This window comes from Bacillus sp. ZY-1-1, assembly GCF_003047165.1.
Classification (GTDB): domain Bacteria; phylum Bacillota; class Bacilli; order Bacillales; family Bacillaceae; genus Bacillus; species Bacillus velezensis.
In genome coordinates this window covers 2,924,294-2,944,339 of record NZ_CP027061.1, presented here as the reverse complement: position 1 = coordinate 2,944,339, position 20,046 = coordinate 2,924,294, and the positions used below count along the sequence as shown (strand labels likewise).

Genomic DNA, 20,046 nt, shown 5'->3' with positions numbered 1-20,046 from the left:
AATGGAGGGGTTTTTTTATTCAACAGAAAAATCAAGCGAACCTTTTACCGTTCCGTTAATGATGACAGAAAGAGTGTGAATTCCCCGATAATGCTTGCGGGTGGTTAAATCTTTAAGGGAATGATGTTTGCTGAAGGCTTTTACGTCTCCGTTATCCATGGCGGACTCCGACATCTTAAACACCTTGCGGCTGCGGTGCCCCCTTTTCTTTACAAAATCAATCGCGTATTCAACCCTGACTTTTTGCCGGGCGGCTGAGCGGATCTGAAAAGAAAAATGTATGCTTGTTCCGATGGCGGCCGTTTCCGAATTCAGTGTAAAACGTTCCAATGAAATCCGGGAGGCGTCTTCAAACCCGAAAATCGCAAGCGCCTGTTTGTCTCCTCTTTTTAACAGTGTCCTGCAGGCGTGCTTCAAAATCCAATCCGTGTGCGGACAGCTTCCGAACCGCTCGGCTGCGGTCTGTGCCAGAAGATCCGGATGGGTTTTGGAGATGTCATTCAGGTTATTCGCCACGCTTTTTCTGACATATAACGAGTCATCCTGCATCAAGCGGTCCAGAACAGGGAGAATCGGAGAAGGATCTTCAAGAAGAGCCGGAATGGAGATTCCCCACGGCAGGCGCGGTCTTGAGCCCTCGCTGGCAAGCCTTCTGACATGTTCGTCCGGATGCTCCGTCCAGGAAAGGAACTCTTTGAACATCCGCTCCCGGTCAAGCCTGATATACGGGCGGACCGCAAATTCGGAAGTGGAAAAACGAGTGAAAAACTGAAGCGCCTTCATTGATTCTTCCCAGTGATCCGTTCCGTACTGTTGGACATAATCGGGAAAAATAATCCCGGCGAGCCCTGTGAAATGGGGAGCTGTCTCATATAAGACGTCAAGCGCCCGTATGTAATCCTTCGGCAGTGTTTCATATAAAGAGTCTGTGATCCGGCGCATCCGCTGTTTTAACGTCAGTCCGGGCCAATCTTCCTGAAATATCAGCGCCCGGCACTTGTCCCGCTCAAAAGCCGGATACGCCGATTTGACTCTGTGCAGAAGTGCTTCTGCAAATTCTTCGTTATAAATATCTTTTAATAGAGACATGACAGTCACCGCTTTTTTTCTTTTATTATATGCGAATATACGTTCCCTTTCAACTTTATCATACATTCAGCACAGATATTTCCCCTGATTTTTTTAGTTAAAAAAACCCTTGTTTTTTAACAATATTATTGAGATAATAACTCTGAAAGCGCCTACACTTACAGATGATCTAAGGATACGGTCGCCTATACTGCCTGGTATGTTAAGGGGTAGCAACAGAGAGTAAGTGAAACGAGCGCATCAACGGTCAAATAAGGGGTTCCTGATATATTTCGTTAATAGAAATGCACATTGGGGAGAAGGCAGCAAATCGATCGTATCCCAACAAAACGACAGTTCAAAGTCTGCTTGAGGCAGGCTTTTTTGCTGCGGAGAAAAGGTTGTTCTAAACAAAGAGACAGGGTCATATCCTAATGACAAGTACAGTCATCAAGGAGGGGGACTTCTCTGTGTCAAAACAAATGCTGGCGTTAAATATAGACGGAGCGCTTCTTCGCTCCAACGGCAAACTTCATCAGACGACAAAGGATGCCATCGAATACGTCAAGAAAAAAGGGATTTACGTCACACTGGTCACAAACCGCCATTTTCGCTCCGCTCAAAAAGTGGCGAAAATATTAAAGCTGAATGCAAAATTGATTACCCACAGCGGCGCATACATTTCTGAAAAAATAGATGAGCCGTTTTTTGAAAAGAAAATATCAGAAGATCACACGTTTAATATCGTTCAGGTGCTCGAAAGCTATCAATGCAATATCCGGCTTCTTCACGAAAAATATTCGATCGGTAACAAGAAGAAAGTGAACTCCAATCTGGTCGGGAAAACGATGATTCATCCGTCCGACCCGATCTTTTATCCGGTGCAGTTTGTCGAATCATTAAGTGACCTGCTCCTTGATGAGCCGGTTTCAGCGCCCGTCATTGAAGTGCATGCTGAAGATGGCCTGCAGGCTGATATAACGGATACGATAATGAAAGCATTCCCGGCCGTCGATGTGATCCGCGTCAACGGAGAAAAACTGAACATCGTGCCTAAAGGGGTTTCAAAAGAAAGCGGACTTTCGATGGTCGCCGCTGATCTCGGGCTTTCAATGGAAGAGGTTGTGGCTATCGGCCATCAGGAAGATGATCTGCCGATGATCGAGCTGGCCGGTCTCGGCGTCGCGATGGGGAATGCCTCAAATGAATTAAAAAGAAAAGCGGACTGGGTGACAAGGTCAAATGATGAACAGGGAGTCGCCTATATGATTAAGGAATATTTCCGCATGCAGCACCGCAAAGGCTTTCTCGATAAGTTCCATATGAAACGGCCGTAATCAAGAGCCGCAGACGCGAAAGGCCGGTCTGCGGCTTTTTCGCGGATTGATTTTAGCCTGTTCTTTCTGTACACTAAAGAAAGTTTTGAATCTGAAAAATAAGGTGATCACATTGCAAATAAAAATAGACGGCATAACGGATGACAGGCTGCACCGTCCGCTGCAAAACATCGCGAATTTATTTTTTGAAGAGTGTGTTCTTGCGTACGGCGAAACGGAGGAACCCTCTGATCTCGTCATCTCACTTACCATTTCTCAAGATGCAGACAGCGTGTCGGTATCCGGAGAAATCAAAGGAACCGGCGAAAAGGAACATCACACGAAACCGCTTCTTGCCGGATGGAGCGAAAAAGAAGTATTTAAACAGGTGAAAAACACGCTGTCATATGTCTACTTAAATCTTCTTCAATCGCATACGGGTATGACACAAAAATGGGGAATCTTAACCGGCATCAGGCCTACTAAACTTCTTCATAAAAAGCTGCAGAGCGGCCTGACAAAAGAAGAGGCGCATGCCGATCTGAAAAAAGATTATCTGATCCATGATGAAAAAATCAATCTGATGCAGGAGATTGTCGACCGTCAGCTCGCTGCGGTTCCCGATCTGTACCGGGTCAAAGATGAAGTCAGCATATATATCGGCATCCCGTTCTGCCCGACAAAATGCGCCTACTGCACGTTTCCGGCTTATGCCATTCAAGGACAGGCGGGAAGAGTCGGCTCCTTTTTATGGGGGCTTCACTATGAAATGCAGAAAATCGGAGAATGGCTGAAGCGGCATGATATCAAAGTGACGACCATTTATTTCGGCGGCGGCACGCCGACAAGCATTACCGCTGAAGAAATGGATCTTTTATATGAAGAAATGGTCCGCTCTTTCCCGGATGTCGCGAATATCAGGGAGATTACCGTTGAAGCGGGCCGTCCCGACACGATTACGGAGGAAAAGCTTGCCGTTTTAAATAAGTATAAGATTGACAGAATCAGCATCAACCCGCAATCTTATGAAAACGAAACGCTTAAGGCCATCGGCAGACACCATACCGTTGAAGAAACCATCGAAAAATACCATCTTTCCCGCAAACACGGCATGAATAATATCAACATGGACCTGATCATCGGTCTGCCGGGAGAAGGGACGGCTGAGTTCAGGCACAGTCTTGAAGAAACGGAAAAGCTCATGCCTGAATCTTTGACCGTTCATACGCTTTCTTTTAAACGGGCGTCAGAAATGACGAGAAACAAGCATAAGTATAAAGTTGCCGACAGACAGGAAGTGTCCCGCATGATGGATGACGCCGTCCGCTGGACAAAAGAGCACGGCTATACGCCGTACTACTTGTACCGGCAGAAAAACATTCTCGGAAACCTTGAAAATGTCGGCTACTCCTTCCCGGGTCAGGAAAGCATCTACAACATTATGATTATGGAAGAAGTGCAGACGATTATCGGTATCGGCTGCGGCGCGGCAAGCAAATTCATTCATCCGGAAACCGGAAAAATCACGCACTTCGCCAATCCGAAAGACCCGAAATCATATAATGACCGATTCGAGCATTATACAGAAGAGAAAATCAAATACTTAGATGAGATGTTCGTCAAATCTGCATTATAATATCAAAAACGGCACGGAATCAGCGTGCCGTTTTTTTATGTTTAACCGTCTGTAAAAACGGGAAAAGATCATCAGACTGTTATTCGCAAGAGGTGCATAATATGTATGATGTCATAGGAGCGGGAATCGGGCCGTTTAATTTAGGGCTTGCCGCATTGTTAGAGGATATACCCGGAACAGACGCTCTTTTTTTCGATAAAAAGAAAGAATTTGCGTGGCATCCCGGTCTATTAATTAAAGGAACGGATTTACAGGTGGCGTTTCTGGCGGACCTGGTCACGCTCGCCGATCCGAAAAGCCGCTACACGTTTTTAAACTTTCTCCATGAACATGACCGGCTGTACCGGTTTTATACGTTTAATGAATTTGATATTCCGAGACGGGAATTTAACGACTATTTAAGCTGGGCGGCTTCAGAAATCAAATCATGCCGTTTCGGCTCAGAGGTAATCGGCGTGAAAAATGCCGGCGGACATTATGAAGTCAGCGTCAAGAACATTGAGGACGGAAGCATCAGTGTCTATCAGACGAAGCATTTCGTCATGGGGACGGGGTCTGAACCGCTTATTCCCGCAGAGATTGATGACGGAGCGCGTCAGGACACGATGGTCAGCACGGAATATTTGTTCCGGAAAGACGAGCTCGCCGGCGCCGAATCAATTACGGTGGTCGGCTCCGGACAGAGCGCCGCGGAGATCTTTTCTGACTTATTGCATGATGAACAATACCGGCGCAGCCGGCTGCAATGGGTGACACGCTCCGCCGGATTTCGAGAATTGGAAACCGCCAAGCTCGGGCAGGAAATGTTTACACCTGATTATGTGGAATATTTTAACCGCCTGCCTTTTAAAGAACGGCTGAACACACTCCCTGAGCTGGACGGACTGCGCCACGGCATTGATTCTGACACACTTGCCGCCATTTACGACGCCCTGTATCACAGATCGATCAGCGGAGGTTCGCCTGACGTGTATATTCAGCCGATGGCGGAGCTTGAAAAAATTGAAAAGCAAAACGGGCGCTGCGTACTGAGCTTTCATCAATGGCAGATGGATGAAACTTTTACGGCCGATTCAGAAAAAGTGATATTGGCGACCGGCTTTAAACCTCATATTCCGGAATGGTTTACGGCAATCGCCCCCGATATCGAATGGGAGGATGAGAAACGGTTTAAAGTGACGGCCGATTCCCGTCTTGTCTTTAAGGACGACAGGCGGCATCATTTTTTCACATTAACGAATCTTGATCATGCTCACGGAACGGGCGCTACGAATTTGAAGCTGTCTGTTTACAGAAACCAAAAAATCATCAATACCATTCTGGGAAAAGAGCATTTCTCCATTAATAAAAAAACGGCTTTTCAGCAATTTCTTCCCGCTCAAAAAAACTGACCTCTTATGAAGAGGTCAGTTTTTTTATGATTTCTGCGGCTTCTTTTCAGGCGTCTTCCATTTGAATACGCTGTTCAGCAGGAGATATATCCGCTTCGATTCTTTCGTGAGCAAAGGGCCGAAGATGGCCAGTATCAAAACATATAAGGCGGCGAAAGGTTTAAGTGAAGCGGACAGGCCGCCGGCGATGCCGAGATTTGCGACGATAATGGAGAATTCGCCGCGGGACACAATGGTCAGCCCGATATTGGACGATGCTTTATGAGAAAGCCCCGCCCGGCGCCCGGCGATCATGCCGGCGATAAAGTTTCCGGCAATCGTCAGCAGAACGGCGCCGAGGGCAAGCCATACCGCATCTCCGAGTGAAAACGGATCAATGCTGAGGCCGAAGCTGAAGAAAAACATGGCGCCGAAAAAGTCACGGAACGGCACGACAAGATGCTCAATCCTGTCAGAATGGGCCGTCTCCGAAAACACGAGCCCGAGCAAGAGCGCGCCGATCGCTTCAGCGACATGAATCGTTTCGGAAAAGCCGGCAATGAAAAAGAGCGCGGCGAAAATGACGATGACAAATACCTCGTTTGAACGGATATCAAGCAGCTTGTTCAGCAGAGGCGGCAATTTCCGGGCGGCAATGAAAAACAGCAGCATATAGCCGAAAGCGATCACGATTGACATCAGCGCGCCCCCGACAGACGTCGCGTCTCCCAGAACAAGCCCGGAAACGACGGATAAGTAAACCGCCAGAAAGATATCCTCAAACATAATGATGCCGAGAATCAGCTCCGTTTCCGGATTGGCCGTGCGCTTTAAGTCGACAAGCACCTTTGCGACAATGGCGCTGGATGATATCGTGATGACGCCCGCCAATACAAGCACTTCCAAAAAGGAAAAGCCCGTGATAAATCCGTAGATCAGCCCTAAACTGAAATTAATCAGAATATAAATCGTTCCGCCGGCGGCGATTGAACGTCCGGATTTGACTAATTTTCCGACCGAGAATTCAAGCCCGAGGTAAAAGAGGAGGAACAGGACGCCCATCCGTCCGAAAAATTCAATCACTTCCCGGCTTTCGATAAACGTCAGATCAATGATGCCCGCCTGGGGCGCGTGCGGCCCGACAAGCATTCCTAAAATGATCAGGAAGGGGATGATCGAGAATTTAATTTTATTGGCGATGACACTCGCAATGGCCACAAGAACTAACGCCGTACCGACTTCAAATACGAGATGGTTCATAAACAGATCACACTCCGTCTCTGGAGAGGAAGTCTTGGATCAGTTTTTTCAGATGCTTTCTTTCACCTGAGAGGACGAGTGTATCGTTTGCTTCAAGGAGCGAATCAGCCCCCGGGTTTAAAAACTTTTTCTGGTCATGCTTTATGATGGCGATAACCGTCACGTCATAGTTTTGGCGCACATCCAGTTCGCCGAGCGTCCGCCCTGCCGCTTTTGCCCCTTTTTCAACTTTAAACCATTCGATAATCAGATCGCTGAACGCCATTTCAATCGATTCAAGCGCCTGCGGTTTGTACACCATCCCGCCGATAATCGCGGCAATCTGTCTTGCTTCCGCATCATCAAGTGAAATGCTTGCCAGAAGCTCATCAGGGTCGCGGTCATCAAATCTGTAAATTTCCCGCCTGCCGTCATCATGAATGATGATCGTCATTTTTTCATGATTTCTCGTTTCGATTTCGAATTTTTTCCCGATGCCGGGCAGATCGTTTTCTTTAATATTCATAAAAAATCCCTCCGGAATATACTGTTTTTACACCGTAAGTACAGATTGGTAATGAGAAATGGTCTGCTGCCGGAGGTAATTTGACTGGTATTGTATCGGAATGGCGCATGTCCTTTCCAGTGTGGAATCAATGAATTGATCAAGAGGTTTGACAGATAACAGGGAGATCATCCGGGATAACGCACCGTATCCTTTTGACAGGCCTTGCGGAGCGGTTTTGGTTTGAACCGGCTTCTTTGCCGATTCCGTTTCCTGCGGGTAGACCGAAATTTGTACATGGCTGTCTGTTTCTGTCACCAATTGGGAAGGAAGAGCGACATCCGAAGGGGGGAACAGCACCATAAAAAAGCTCAGTAACAAGCTGAGTATCACATATTTCATTATCGGTGTTTTTCCCCCCTTTTTGTTTTGTATATCAATTTCACTATATAAAAATGTATGTTCAGTTTCAAATGATATGCATTTTTCGGTATCTGTTGACCTTGAAAAATAAAGGAGTTTCGCTTCGGGGGAAGGAATATATCATTTGAACAAAATATGTAAGCGGATTCAAGGAGGGAGTAAACATGCAGTATATTCGTTATGAAGAAAAGGGAAAGATCGCAGAGATTGTGCTGAACCGTCCTGACAGTTACAACGCGCTGAATGAACAAATGCTCCGGGAATTGGAAAATGCATGCGTTATGGCAGCCGACAGCGAAGCGCTTATCGTCCTCTTGCGGGGGGAAGGCCGGGGATTTTCCGCGGGCGGTGATATCCAGATGATGACGTCGGATCATGATTCGGGAGAATATGAACGGCTCATGAAAATGATTGAATCCATTACGCTGACGCTCTATGATATGAAAAAAATTGTGATAGCCGCCATCCACGGAGCCGCGGCGGGGCTCGGGCTGAGTTTCGCGCTGTGCGCCGATGTGGTGCTCGCCGAAGAAAACGCCCGACTCGCGATGAATTTCATCGGCATCGGATTGGTTCCCGACGGAGGAGGCCATTATTTATTAATGAGACGCGTCGGTGAGATCGAAGCGAAAAAACTGATTTGGAGCGGTGAAAAATTGCCGGCTGAAAAAGCGGTGCGGCTCAAGCTTGCCGACGGGCTGTTCAGCGGCGGCCCTGCGGAGGGGGCACAACCGTATATCGACCGATTGCTGCATGCGCCGCTGTCAGCGATGATTGAAACGAAGGCTATTTATCAGAGCCTCCATATCAGCCGGTTAAAAGACGTTTTATCTCTTGAACGAAAGGCCCAGGAAAATATGAGAAAAACGGATGATCATAAAGAGGGCATCCGCGCCTTTTTAGAAAAACGGACGCCGCAATTTAACCGGTAAAATACAGAAGCCGGAAAGCTTCTGTTATCTGTGGAATAAAATCAGCTTTCCGGCTTCATTTACCAAGCGGTGAGTACTGTTCTCAAGCTTTTTTTCCTTTAACAAAGCCTCTCCGGCGGCCTTCGCCTCCGCCTCATTATCTGCTTCGATCCGTTCATCCAGCAGCGTTTCTCCCGACGCATGGAATGCGGTCAATACATATTGTCCCATCATGTCACCCCCTTTATAGAATGATATTCTGATAAAGAATTTAAAATCCTCCATTAATTTTTACCCATTATTAGTATATAATGGGTCAAGGAAGGAGTTGGATTCGTGCTTACAATTGAAAATGTAACGAAAACATTCGGCAGCTTTACCGCTGTTGACAATTTGAACCTGCAAATACCTGAAAGGGAAATGTTCGGGCTGCTCGGCGCAAACGGCGCGGGAAAAACGACGACCTTTCGGATGATTTTAGGTCTTTTAAGCCTGACTGACGGGCATATCACCTGGAAAGGGAAGCCGGTCAATTATTCCATCAGTGAAAAAATCGGCTATCTCCCGGAAGAACGGGGGCTGTATCCGAAAGTGAAGGTGAGTGACCAGCTTGTCTATCTGGCGAGATTAAAAGGAATGAGCAAAAAAGAGGCGGAAAAAGAGCTCATGACATGGCTCGAGCGCTTCGGCATTACAGATTACAAGAATAAGAAAGTCGAAGAGCTGTCAAAAGGAAACCAGCAGAAAATCCAGTTCATTTCGGCCGTCCTGCATAAGCCTGAACTGCTGATTCTCGATGAACCTTTCAGCGGTCTTGATCCGGTGAATGTCGAGCTGCTGAAAGAAGCGGTTATTTCTTTGAAAAACAGCGGCGTTTCCATCGTTTTTTCAAGCCACCGAATGGAGCATGTGGAAGAACTTTGCGAGAATTTGTGCATTCTCCAGAAGGGAAAACCCGTCGTTCAAGGCAATCTGAAAGACATTAAGCGGTCTTTCGGCAAAAAAAATGTCACCGTTCATTCAGATGATGACCTCAGCTTTTTAAAAACGCATGAAGGTGTCGTGAAATGGAAGGAAACAAATGACGGAATCAGACTGCAGGTCGCGAATGAACCGGTTTCGCAGGATATTTTCCGGGCGCTGCAAGGGAAAGGTTTTATACGGAAGTTCGAATTGGAAGAGCCGTCACTGCATGATATTTTTATAGAAAAGGTGGGGGCCGTATATGAATAAATTTTGGATTATGCTGTTTCATACATATAAAAACAAAATCGCAACAAAGTCATTCATTATTTCGACCGCCATTACCGTTTTATTAGTATTAGCGGTGACCAACCTGCAATCGATTATTTCCGTGTTTCAATCGGATGACGGCAAGCAGCAAATCGCGGTGATTGATGAAACGGGCGGGCTGTACCCGGCGTTTGCAAAACAGCTTAAAGCGGCGGATACAGACAATGATCTGCAGGCAATGGAGACGAAGGAGTCCGAAAAAGATGCCGTAAAGCGTGTCAAAGACGGTGAATGGGACGGACTGTTTATCATCAGACAGGATCAAAAAGGAACGATAACGGGAGCATACAAGGCGCTGACCATTTCTGATGAATCAGCGTATAAACTGCTCAAGCAGGCTTTAACCCAGACGAAAACCGCTGTCGAAACCGCCAAGCTCGGCATTTCGGCAGAAAAAGTCAGCAGCCTCTACACTCCGCCGGAAGTCAGCAAAGACGCGCTGGAAAAAGGGGCGAAATCTGAGGAAGAGCTCGGTCAGGTAATGGGGCTTGTATACATCATGCTGTTTGTCATCTACTTCTCAGTTATCATGTACGCAAGCATGATTGCGATGGAAGTGGCGACGGAAAAATCGTCCCGCGTCATGGAAATTTTAATTTCAAGCATGCCGCCGATTCAGCAGATGTTTGCCAAACTGTTCGGTATCGCGCTCGTGGGGATCACACAGTTTGCGGTGCTGATTGCAGCGGGTTATCTCTCACTGAAGTTGAACCCTCAAAATGATGCGTCGTCGCCGATCAGTGTATTCCTCAATTTTACGGATGTTCCCGTCTCGACGATAGTCTATGCCGTCATTTTCTATTTGCTCGGCTATTTTCTTTACGCGACGCTTGCCGCGTTTCTCGGCAGTGTTGTCAGCCGGATAGAGGACGTACAGCAGACGATTCAGCCGATGGTTTTTTTGGTCGTGGCAGGTTTTATGATCGCCATGTTCGGCATCGGCAATCCTGACGCCGGTTTTATTACCGTTACATCTTACATTCCGTTTTTCACGCCGATGATTATGTTTTTACGCGTCGGGATGCTCGATATCCCGTTTTGGCAGGCTGCGGCCGGAATCACCCTGACACTGGTCACTATTGTGATCTTTGCGGCGGTCGGCGCGAAAATTTACAAAGGCGGCGTATTGATTTACGGAAACGCCAGCGGATTCAAAGCGATCAAACAAGCGCTGCGCATCTCCAAAAAATAAATGAAACAGCCCGGAACAGCCGGGCTGTTTTTTTATTTTGCAGAACGTGCATTCGTATAAAAACGGTGCTAAAATAAGGGTAATTCAATCTGCAGAAAGGGGAGGGCGAGATGGCTGATCTGACGTTTATTCATGCCGCTGACCTGCATCTGGACAGCCCGTTTTACGGCATTTCGAATCTGCCTGAACCGGTATATGCGCGTATTAAAGAAAGCACATTTCACAGCGTCCGCCGTCTGACGGACGGGGCACTCCGGGAGCAGGCAGATTTCGTGCTGCTTTCGGGGGATCTGTTTGACGAAGCCAACAGAAGTTTAAAAGCCCAGCTGTTTTTGAGAAAACAGTTTACGAGATTACAGGAAGCGGGTATCCAAGTGTTCGTCATATTCGGCAACCATGATCATTTGGGTGGTAAGTGGACGCCGATTGAATGGCCGGAAAATGTACATATATTCACCTCGGGTACACCGGAGGAAAAGTCTTTCTTTAAAAACGGAGAGCTTGCGGCAAGCATATACGGATGCAGCTATCAGGAAAGAAGCGTAACGGTCAATCAGGCGGCCCGTTACCGGAAAATGACCGGCGCGCCTTATCATATCGGCATGCTCCACGGCATGTTATCAGGAGCGGAAGGGCATGACCCGTACTGCCCGTTTACGAAAGAAGACCTTGAAAAAAGCGGCATGGATTACTGGGCGCTCGGACACATTCATAAACGGCAGGTTCTGTCCGCCCAGCATCCCGCCGTTATTTACCCCGGGAATATTCAAGCCCGGCATTTAAAAGAAACCGGGCCTAAGGGATATTATCTCGTCCGGGCGGCAAACGGTGAGATGTCTTGGGAATTCAAAGAAGCGCATGATGTGTTATGGGAGGAAATTGATCTTGATATCTCAGGAGCTGAACATATGACTTCACTTCTGAAAGCCGCATCGGATACATTCTCCGGCTTGCGCGCGGCGGGCCGCCCGGCATGTGTCAGGCTGGTGCTTCGCGGCGCGGCGCCCCGCTTTTGGACGGAGGCGCCCGCAGGCATCGCAGAGGAGTTTCTTTCCGCTTTACAGGAGGAAGAGGCCGAAGAGGAATGTTTCGTCTGGCCGCTAGCGCTTGAGGATCGGACGGATGAAACAGACAGCGTGCCGCCCGATCCGTTTTTTAAAGGGCTGCTTCAGGACATAGAACAATGCGCGGACATGAGCGGTGTATTTGAAGCCCTTGAGCGTCATCCCGTATATCGGCGTCAGATCACTTCATTTACAGATGAAGAGATACTGGATATTAAGCGGCAGGCTCAAGCCGTTTTAAGACGCCAGATGAAGGAGCTTCAGCGATGAAAATAACGGCAATGCATATTTACCAATACGGAAAATTTTCCGACCGAAGTTTTCAGCTGTCAGATTCTCCCGTGCAAGTGATCTACGGATTAAATGAAGCGGGCAAAACAACATTGATGTCCTTCATCAAAAGCGTGCTGTTCGGTTTTCCGAAATCAAAAAAATACGAACCGAAAAACGGCGGGGTTTACGGCGGCACTGTGGAATTGAAGCATGGCGATCACGGTGCCGTCAAAATCGAACGGACAAAAGGCGCTGCCGAAAAAGTCAGAGTGTATACGGCTTCAGGCGAAATCAAGGACGGAGAATGGCTCAAACAGCTTCTTTCCGATACAGATCGGGCGCTGTACGAGGCGATCTATTCGTTCGATGTATTCGGACTGCAGGAGATTCAAGCTTTTAACCGGGACAAAATCGGCGAGTTTCTCCTGTATTCGAGCTTATTCGGGTCGGAAGCGGCGGCAAAGCTTGACGGGCGGCTGGCAAAAGAACTTGACAGGATGTATAAGCCGAACGGGCGGAACCCCCGCTTAAATCAGGAGTTGGATACATTAAAGCGGCTCAGCGCCCAGCTGAAACAGGCGGAAGCTGCGGAAGCGGGCTATCACAGCCTTCTGGAAGAGAAAAAAAGCGCCGGCGGCCGTTTGCAGGATGCCGAAGCACGATTGAAAGACATAACTGAAGAAATCAAAACAGTAAAATCGGCGATAGAAGCAAAGCCGCTCGCAGACAAAAAAACAGCCTTGGAAAGCGAACTTTCTTCTTATCCGGATGCATTGAAGCAATTCCCGAAGGACGGGATGCATCAGCTTGAAAAATACGAATCGCATCTCCATCCGAAAGCTGCCCGTCTTGAGGGACTTCGGGCAAAAGCGGCTGAACTCAGGCGGCAGGCTGAGCTGCTCGCTCCAAATGAGGACTTGCTGCAAACAGAGCGGCAGCTGCAGGAGCTTTCCGGCGAGCAGCATATGTACGAATCGCGCGGCGAACAGCTTGCCGCCATCCAATCACAGATCCGGCAGACATCTGCCCGCGTTTCGTCAGGATTACAGCAGCTCGGAAGACATGAGGAAGACGGCATTCTTTCACTGAACACCGATTATGAATATGAATGGCGGCTGCAGGAAGCCGTGCAGAGCGCCGGACAGGCAAGAGAAAGAAAGACACAGCTTGATGCGATTTTCGAACAAGCGCGGCTGGAGCTGGAAGAAGCCGAACGAAAACATGCCTTGACGTCGGAAAACATTTTGGACCCCGCTGTCAGGAAAGAAAAAGAAGCCGCTTTACAATCATATAAGCAAACGGCTGATACAGAAGGAAACGAATGGCAGGCACATGTACAGCAGCTGGAAAAACAGCGCGCCAAACAAAAAAAGCTCTTTCTCGGTGCGGGCATTCTGTTCATTGCGATTTTCGCTATGTTAAAGGAATGGCTGCCCGCCGCCCTTTTTACCGGCGCTCTGCTGCTGTATATGCTGTCCGGCATGCAAAAACCGCTGCCGTCAGAAAGAGGAGGGGCCGGTCACAAGAAAAAGAAGCCGACGATCTCCAAAGAAGCGGCTGACCTTCTGCAGGAAGAGCTTTGGCGTGACGGCCGGCACCGGCAGCAGCTGATTGCGGATCAAGCCGTGCTTGAACAGAAAGAAGCGGCATATGAAAGAGTCATCCGCCAATATGAAGAATGGGAGGCGGAAATGGCGCCGTCTGAAAAACAGGCGGAACTTTTTATGAAGGAACTGGGTTTTTCAGGAAGTCCTTCCCATCTTCTTGACGCATATCATGTGATGAAAGATGTCAAAAAAGAAATCCTTAATAAGCATGAGCTGACCATTGAAGCGGGCCGGCTGCAAAAGCTGCAAAGAGCATTTGAGGACCGGGTCAAAAAGCTGAGTCCTTCAGACGGAAGGGAGCTGTCCGTAAAAGAAAGACTGCGCGTTTTGCTGGTACAGGCGGAACGGGCCCGTGAGGAAGCAAAACGAAAGCAGGCGCTCGAAACGGATCTGCTGCATGCACAAGAGCAAATGCGTGAATTAAACGAAGAAGTCCATTACTACGAACAGCAGGTCAAACAGCTTTTCATGGCGGCAGGCGCAAAAAATCGCGAACACTTTTGTGAACTCGCCAGACTGAATGAAAGCCGCCGGGAAACAGAGCGGCAGCTGCGCGAAATCAAAACGCACTTGTCCGGCATAGGCGGAAAACTGCTTGAGCCGTATATGAGCCGCACAGTGTCCGAACTTGAACATACAGTCGTTCAGAAGGAAACAGAGAAAAAAACGCTTGAGGAAAAAAGCGCGCAGCTCCGTGAGAAAACCGCTTTATTAACGGTGAAACAAGAGCAGCTGGAGTCCTCGGGGCTTGTATCCGATTTAAAACAGCAGACAGAAATGCAGAAGGAGCGCGTGAAAAAAACCGCTAAAGAGTGGGCCGCATTACAGACGGTCAGACACATCATCAGGGAAAAAATGGAGCGGCATAAAAAAGTGACGCTTCCCCGTCTGTTAGAAACCGCCGGTGCATTATACGGACCGCTTACGGACGGACGTTACCATAAATTGTATTTCTCCGAGGCGGATGATTCCATTATGGTCATGCGGAAAGACGGAACTGTGTTTTCAGCAGGCGAACTGTCACAGGCGGCATGCGAGCAGCTTTATGCGGCGATCCGTTTTGCCCTTGCGTCAGAGAGGGAATCTGCGGTATCACTTCCGTTTTTACTTGATGACAGTTTTGTCCATTTTGACAGGCAGCGGCTGGAGCGGCTGTTTGATGTGCTGAATCAGCTTTCAGAAGGCGGGCGGCAGATACTTTATTTCACCTGCCATGAGCATGTCAGCCGGTCTTTTCACAGCGGACAAGTCATGCGGCTCCTGTCATAAAAGAGTTTATTTTCAAAAAAGAGGTATGTGCTATACTGGTATTATGTAAGATATGGAGGGAGCTTTTAATAGAATGGCAAAAGGTATTATGCTGCACGAGGTCGGCGAGCAGGTCGATCAATACTTTCTGATTAAATCTTCGACTAAGGGAATCGCAAGCAACGGAAAACCATTCCTGACGTTAATGCTGCAGGACCAATCGGGAGATATCGAAGCGAAGTTGTGGGATGCCAAGCCGACTGATGAAGTAACGTACGCGGCGCAGACGATCGTGAAGGTGATCGGAGATGTCCATCACTATCGCGGACGAAACCAGCTTAAGCTGAGAAACATCCGGCCGGCCGGCGAGAACGAAAATGTCAGCATTGATGATTTTCTGGAAACGGCGCCGATTCCGAAAAATGAAATGATGGAAACCGTCACTCAATACATTTTTGAAATGAAAAATCCAAATATCCAGCGGATCACAAGACATCTGGTCAAAAAATATGCGGCTGAGTTTATGGATTACCCGGCGGCGGCTAAAAACCACCATGAGTTCGTCTCCGGGCTCGCGTATCATGTAGTGTCCATGCTGAACCTGGCAAAAGCGATTGCCGATCTGTATCCGTCTCTTGACCGGGATTTACTGTATGCCGGAGTCATTCTGCATGATCTCGGCAAAGTAAAAGAGCTTTCAGGCCCCGTCTCCACGACGTACACCGTGGAAGGGAATCTGCTCGGGCACATTTCGATCATGGTGACAGAGCTTTCAAAAGCAGCCGAAGAGCTTCAGATTGACGCTGAAGAAGTGCTGATTCTGAAGCATTTGATTTTAAGCCATCACGGAAAAGCGGAATGGGGAAGCCCGAAACCGCCGATGGTGAAAGAAGCGGAAATTCTGCACTACATTGACAATCTGGATGCAAAAATGATCATGATGGACAGAGCGCTGGAACGGGTGAAGCCGGGCGAATACACAGAGCGTGTATTTGCGCTGGAAAACCGTTCTTTCTACAAACCGACGTTCCATCAATAAGATAAAAAGGCCGATTCTCTATGATCGGTCTTTTTTACGTTCAGCTCTCATAACTTGTCTTTATCAAGCATAGCTTAGAATAAAGACTCTGGGTGAAAAAGGGAGGAAACCGACGTGCTATTTTTTCCTTGGTGGGTATACCTTTGCATTATCGGAATTATTTTCAGCGCCTATAAGCTTTTCACAACAGCTAAAGAAGAGGAAAAGCTTGACCAGTCGTTTATTGAAAAAGAAGGAAGGGTGTATATTGAACGGATGGAACAGGAACGCGAGCGCCGTATGGCGGCGCCCGCAAGTGAAAACACGGATGCAGAAGAAAACTCCAATCATTCCATCGCATAAAAAAACTGTGCGGCTCGCCGAGAGCCCGCACAGTTTTTTTTATTTAGATTCAGAAGAAGTTGAAGTGTTAAACGTGTCTTTTAAGTCTTTGTCTTCCACTTTTACGTCAGCTTTTTTCATGACTTTTTGAATTGCCGCCTGTACAGCTGAGTTGTCGTTTAATTTCTGTTTAAGAACTTCTTCTTTCAATTCTTTTTTCATGTCATCATATTTGCCGCGTTCTTCTGTCTTTTTGATGATATGATAACCGAATTTTGTTTTGACCGGATCGCTGACTTGTCCGACTTTCAGACCGAATGCAGCTTTGCTGAATGTTTCATCCATTGACTTTTTATCGAACCAGCCAAGGTCGCCGCCGTTGTCTTTTGAGTTGTCAGTTGAATATTCTTTCGCAAGCGTTTCAAACTTCTCGCCTTTTTTCAGTTTTTTCTCCACTTCATCAGCTGTCTTTTTGTCAGCGACAAGAATGTGGCTCGCGCGGATTTTACCTTTTAAGCCGTCGTAATATTCTTTCGTATCAGCGTCAGTCACTTTGATGTTGTCTTTCGCCGCTTTTTGTGCAAGCAGTTCGTACTTCACCTGATCTTTCAGGTAATCTTCGCCGTACTGCTGTTTAAGGGCGCTGTACTGATCGCCGAGCTGCGTTTTGTACTCTTTCAGCTTGTTATCGATTTCTTTATCCGATACTTTGTATTTTTTTGCTAATACTTTTTCTTGTACGAGCTGTGTCAGCACACTTGCTCCCGCGGTTTTTTTCATATTCGTGTAGAGTTCGCCTTTTGTTACATTTCCGGCATCCGTCTTGGCAATCACGTCGTTGTCGCCGCTGCTGCAAGCGCTGAGAGCCAGGACGCTCGTTGCCGTAATAGCTGCTATCGCGATTTTCTTCATTCCTTTAAACACTCCTAATCATCCAAATTAAATTGCATATGCGTATCATAACATATTGTGGCTTTCTGTAAAAAGATTTTAAATAAAGGGCATTCGTCTAGTCAAACTTTTTCCTGATACATACAAATATATTGATCATGAAAAGGAGGTAATGAACCATGGGCGGAGGATATTCAAACGGTTTCGCACTGCTCGTAGTACTGTTCATATTGCTTATCATCGTAGGTGCAGCTTACATTTGTTAAGCGAAACGGATCGCTTTTTCTAAAAGCGGTCCGTTTTCTTACCCGGGCGCCTAATCGTTTCAGAAGTAAATTGCATATGATGTAATTGGAAAAATAAAACGTTTTGTAGGAGGTGCTTTTGGAGATGGGTGAAGTATTTGCAGGCGGTTTTGCATTATTGGTTGTTCTGTTCATCTTATTGATCATCATCGGCGCTTCTTGGCTTTATTAAGAAAAAAATATGGCTGTCGGGGGTCAGACCTCCGTCAGCCATATTTTTTTGCCTGTTTACACAGTAAAGGAGATCTCGACGAATGAAGAGATCAGTAAAATTAAAATAGATACATTAATAAAACGGAATACCTTATCCTGCCGGTCTTCAGGAATCTCTCTGACAAGGCATAATGTATTTGTGAGCCTGTTTATGAAATAAAGAATAAACAGGGCAGCCACGATAAAATAGAATAAAATGATGGGAGATTCCCCCTCTCTCTGAACTGCTCCCATATTACATTACCAAATATTTATTAAAAAAGATAGAATGTAACCTGAAAAATCAGCGGGATATCAAGACTCCGGCACTTTTTTTACTAAAATATCAAAACCGTCGGATTCCTGGTCAATCAGACATGATTTGGGCGCTTTGACCAGGTGCAGCGCAAACAGAAGATCAGGCAGGCAATAACCCGCATGAATGCTCGAAATCATATAAAAGTAATGAGCGTGTCTCGGAAATGCCAGTCCGGCATAAAACAATAGCGGCGTAATGAATAAAAACGGGCTGATCGTAGAAATCAGCATCGTCGTTTTCGGTATGCCTTTCCATGTCGGCATCCGCAAGAAGTACATTTTCATTTCCTTTTTTCTTTTTTTACAGATCATCGGCAGGACATGTATGACTTTATGTACAAATAAAGTAACAACGAGCAGAACACAAAAAGCAAACACGTGCCCGTCACTTAAACTGATATTCGGACGCAGCAGCCCGAATGCCAAGAAGTTGCATATAAAAAACAGGATCATAAAACCTACAGCAGTCAATAATAAACGAACCGCACCATAATCTTTGATCAGATTAATGGTTTTCCAGCAATTCATCAGAGTCATCCTTCCGTACAAAGATGGAATACAATCTCAAAATAATTTACTCTCTTCAGGAGAAAAAATCAATCCTTTTTTAAAGAAAAAAAATAACCCCGGAAAGGGAAGAACAGAAGAGCTCGGTGAAACATGGAAATGTACGGTTTAACCTTTCTTCTCCATTCATTATCAGCTAAAATAAGATTAAAGATAGAAAGAAGTGAAACGGATGGATTCAATGGATCAGCGTATCGGGCGTTTAGAATATTACATACAATTGCTGGTGAAAACGGTGGATATGGATAAGTACCCTTTTTATGCGATGATGATTGAAAAAGGGCTGACCGAAGAAGAAGGAGAAGAGGTCGGGCGGATCTGCCGCGAATTGGAGGACGAGCTGGAGTCGCAAAAAGCGCAAGGCTTTGTGACGTTTGACAAGCTCCTTGCGCTTTTTGCGGGACAGCTGAACGAAAAATTAGATGTTCATGAAACGATTTTTGCTCTGTATGAGCAGGGGCTTTATACAGCGCTGATGGAAGAATTTATTGAGATAATGAAGCACTTTGATTAACTGTTGATCGGTTCCAGCTCTTCAGCCGTTTCATGGACAGCCGATTCGTCCGTTTTTTTCTTCAGCCTTCCGTCTTCACTATCAAAATCATTGTTTATGTTTGTCAATGATTTCTCGAATATCTCCATAAAATCTTCGCCGTAAATGTGGCGGATGACACAGGTTAATTCTTCAACTTCCGGAAACTTCCCGAATAAGTGGTAGATCGGCTGTGAGCCTTTAAACACCGCGTTTCTAGACGGGTCAAACTCCTCAAGCAGGCTTTCGAATACATTTTCCCCTTCTTCTGTTAACTGAATGTACGTGTTCCGTTTATCATTCAGCCGCTTGGAAAATTTCAGATATCCCCGTTCTTCAAGCTTTTTTGAAAAGTTAAATGCAGTTGATACGTGCATAACGCCGAATTTGGCGATTTCTGAAATAGAAGCTCCTTTAAGCTGATAGGCAATCCATAATATATGATGCTCATTAATATTAAGGTCGTACGGCTTCAGCCAATTCTGCCAGTCTTTCTCGATAGATTTCCAGAGTGCTTTGGACAGCTGCGCCATTTTTTGGGTATAGATTAAAGCTTCTTTTAGATCGTAAGGCGGTTCAACACGATTCAATACAGATCACCTGCTTCACATTTTCTTTTCCTCTATTATGCCAATAAAATAAAGATTAATAAAGATGAAAATTTAAGAATTTTATAATAAATTCTTAATCCGTTGCTGTGAAAGGCTTTAAACCGCAAAAAAAAAGTGCGGAACGC

At 46.6% G+C, this 20,046-nt stretch carries 22 protein-coding genes; 13 read left to right on the top strand and 9 right to left on the bottom strand.

Annotation, left to right across the window (positions count from 1 at the left end):
• Positions 1-15: 15 nt before the first annotated feature.
• A complete protein-coding gene (locus C5I45_RS14600; RefSeq protein WP_079891867.1) occupies positions 16-1,155 on the bottom strand; it encodes a DNA alkylation repair protein in 1,140 nt (379 codons plus the stop codon).
• Positions 1,156-1,538: 383 nt separating this feature from the next.
• On the opposite strand from C5I45_RS14600, the gene C5I45_RS14595 reads away from it, so the two are divergent.
• The 3 genes from C5I45_RS14595 to C5I45_RS14585 all read left to right on the top strand — a co-directional run bounded on the left by C5I45_RS14595 (position 1,539) and on the right by C5I45_RS14585 (position 5,411).
• Positions 1,539-2,405, top strand: a complete 867-nt coding sequence (locus tag C5I45_RS14595) for a Cof-type HAD-IIB family hydrolase (RefSeq protein WP_003155269.1) — start codon at positions 1,539-1,541, stop codon at positions 2,403-2,405.
• Between the two features lie 112 nt (positions 2,406-2,517).
• Entirely contained in the window at positions 2,518-4,020 is a 1,503-nt protein-coding gene (locus C5I45_RS14590; RefSeq protein ID WP_025852126.1) for a coproporphyrinogen III oxidase, read from the top strand.
• 101 nt (positions 4,021-4,121) lie between these two features.
• Complete coding sequence (locus C5I45_RS14585) at positions 4,122-5,411, top strand: lysine N(6)-hydroxylase/L-ornithine N(5)-oxygenase family protein (RefSeq protein WP_003155267.1); 1,290 nt, start codon at positions 4,122-4,124, stop codon at positions 5,409-5,411.
• Between the two features lie 24 nt (positions 5,412-5,435).
• Here C5I45_RS14585 and C5I45_RS14580 read toward each other — a convergent pair whose 3' ends face one another.
• The 3 genes from C5I45_RS14580 to C5I45_RS14570 are packed head-to-tail and all read right to left on the bottom strand — an operon-like array spanning position 5,436 to position 7,536.
• Positions 5,436-6,650, bottom strand: a complete 1,215-nt coding sequence (locus tag C5I45_RS14580) for a cation:proton antiporter (RefSeq protein ID WP_025852122.1) — start codon at positions 6,648-6,650, stop codon at positions 5,436-5,438.
• A gap of 7 nt (positions 6,651-6,657) precedes the next feature.
• Positions 6,658-7,155: a cation:proton antiporter regulatory subunit gene (locus tag C5I45_RS14575; RefSeq protein WP_003155265.1), complete on the bottom strand. Its 498-nt coding sequence runs from the start codon at positions 7,153-7,155 to the stop codon at positions 6,658-6,660.
• 27 nt (positions 7,156-7,182) lie between these two features.
• A complete protein-coding gene (locus C5I45_RS14570) occupies positions 7,183-7,536 on the bottom strand; it encodes a hypothetical protein (RefSeq protein ID WP_003155264.1) in 354 nt (117 codons plus the stop codon).
• Positions 7,537-7,721: 185 nt separating this feature from the next.
• On the opposite strand from C5I45_RS14570, the gene C5I45_RS14565 reads away from it, so the two are divergent.
• Positions 7,722-8,489 (top strand): enoyl-CoA hydratase, encoded by a 768-nt coding sequence (locus tag C5I45_RS14565; RefSeq protein WP_007409232.1) that lies wholly within the window; start codon positions 7,722-7,724, stop codon positions 8,487-8,489.
• 24 nt (positions 8,490-8,513) lie between these two features.
• Here C5I45_RS14565 and C5I45_RS14560 read toward each other — a convergent pair whose 3' ends face one another.
• Positions 8,514-8,699 (bottom strand): YhzD family protein, encoded by a 186-nt coding sequence (locus C5I45_RS14560; protein WP_003155259.1) that lies wholly within the window; start codon positions 8,697-8,699, stop codon positions 8,514-8,516.
• A 105-nt stretch (positions 8,700-8,804) separates the two neighbouring features.
• Here C5I45_RS14560 and C5I45_RS14555 point away from each other — a divergent pair, with 105 nt between their 5' ends.
• The 6 genes from C5I45_RS14555 (at position 8,805) to C5I45_RS14530 (ending at position 16,526) form a co-directional block, all read left to right on the top strand.
• Positions 8,805-9,701: an ABC transporter ATP-binding protein gene (locus C5I45_RS14555; protein WP_003155257.1), complete on the top strand. Its 897-nt coding sequence runs from the start codon at positions 8,805-8,807 to the stop codon at positions 9,699-9,701.
• On the top strand, positions 9,694-10,953 hold the full coding sequence (locus C5I45_RS14550; protein WP_107994470.1) for an ABC transporter permease: 1,260 nt from the start codon (positions 9,694-9,696) through the stop codon (positions 10,951-10,953). Before C5I45_RS14555 ends, C5I45_RS14550 begins: the two co-directional genes overlap by 8 nt.
• Positions 10,954-11,063: 110 nt before the next feature.
• A complete protein-coding gene (locus tag C5I45_RS14545) occupies positions 11,064-12,287 on the top strand; it encodes a metallophosphoesterase family protein (RefSeq protein WP_107994469.1) in 1,224 nt (407 codons plus the stop codon).
• On the top strand, positions 12,284-15,166 hold the full coding sequence (locus tag C5I45_RS14540; RefSeq protein WP_107994468.1) for an ATP-binding protein: 2,883 nt from the start codon (positions 12,284-12,286) through the stop codon (positions 15,164-15,166). The genes C5I45_RS14545 and C5I45_RS14540 overlap by 4 nt, the downstream gene beginning before the upstream one ends.
• Positions 15,167-15,239: 73 nt before the next feature.
• A complete protein-coding gene (gene yhaM / locus C5I45_RS14535; protein ID WP_003155251.1) occupies positions 15,240-16,184 on the top strand; it encodes a 3'-5' exoribonuclease YhaM in 945 nt (314 codons plus the stop codon).
• Positions 16,185-16,298: 114 nt separating this feature from the next.
• Positions 16,299-16,526, top strand: coding sequence for a sporulation YhaL family protein (locus tag C5I45_RS14530; RefSeq protein WP_014304727.1), 228 nt, complete (start codon positions 16,299-16,301; stop codon positions 16,524-16,526).
• Between the two features lie 39 nt (positions 16,527-16,565).
• On the opposite strand, the gene C5I45_RS14525 is transcribed toward C5I45_RS14530, so the two are convergent.
• Positions 16,566-17,417 carry a peptidylprolyl isomerase gene (locus C5I45_RS14525; RefSeq protein ID WP_003155249.1) on the bottom strand — a complete coding sequence of 284 codons (852 nt, stop codon included), beginning with the start codon at positions 17,415-17,417 and terminating at the stop codon, positions 16,566-16,568.
• Positions 17,418-17,575: 158 nt separating this feature from the next.
• On the opposite strand from C5I45_RS14525, the gene yhzE1 reads away from it, so the two are divergent.
• Both yhzE1 and yhzE2 read left to right on the top strand, forming a co-directional pair.
• Positions 17,576-17,662 carry a sporulation protein YhzE1 gene (gene yhzE1, locus C5I45_RS14520; RefSeq protein ID WP_017417375.1) on the top strand — a complete coding sequence of 29 codons (87 nt, stop codon included), beginning with the start codon at positions 17,576-17,578 and terminating at the stop codon, positions 17,660-17,662.
• Between the two features lie 124 nt (positions 17,663-17,786).
• Complete coding sequence (yhzE2, locus tag C5I45_RS14515) at positions 17,787-17,873, top strand: sporulation protein YhzE2 (RefSeq protein ID WP_003155248.1); 87 nt, start codon at positions 17,787-17,789, stop codon at positions 17,871-17,873.
• 56 nt (positions 17,874-17,929) lie between these two features.
• Here yhzE2 and C5I45_RS14510 read toward each other — a convergent pair whose 3' ends face one another.
• Together C5I45_RS14510 and C5I45_RS14505 are read right to left on the bottom strand one after the other, a co-directional pair.
• Positions 17,930-18,148, bottom strand: a complete 219-nt coding sequence (locus C5I45_RS14510) for a hypothetical protein (protein WP_003155245.1) — start codon at positions 18,146-18,148, stop codon at positions 17,930-17,932.
• A 60-nt stretch (positions 18,149-18,208) separates the two neighbouring features.
• Entirely contained in the window at positions 18,209-18,739 is a 531-nt protein-coding gene (locus tag C5I45_RS14505) for a DUF3267 domain-containing protein (protein WP_007409225.1), read from the bottom strand.
• Positions 18,740-18,950: 211 nt separating this feature from the next.
• On the opposite strand from C5I45_RS14505, the gene C5I45_RS14495 reads away from it, so the two are divergent.
• Positions 18,951-19,292, top strand: a complete 342-nt coding sequence (locus tag C5I45_RS14495; RefSeq protein WP_003155243.1) for a YhaI family protein — start codon at positions 18,951-18,953, stop codon at positions 19,290-19,292.
• Here C5I45_RS14495 and C5I45_RS14490 read toward each other — a convergent pair.
• Complete coding sequence (locus tag C5I45_RS14490) at positions 19,289-19,900, bottom strand: HTH-type transcriptional regulator Hpr (RefSeq protein ID WP_003155240.1); 612 nt, start codon at positions 19,898-19,900, stop codon at positions 19,289-19,291. The genes C5I45_RS14495 and C5I45_RS14490 overlap by 4 nt on opposite strands.
• Between the last annotated feature and the right edge of the window lie 146 nt (positions 19,901-20,046).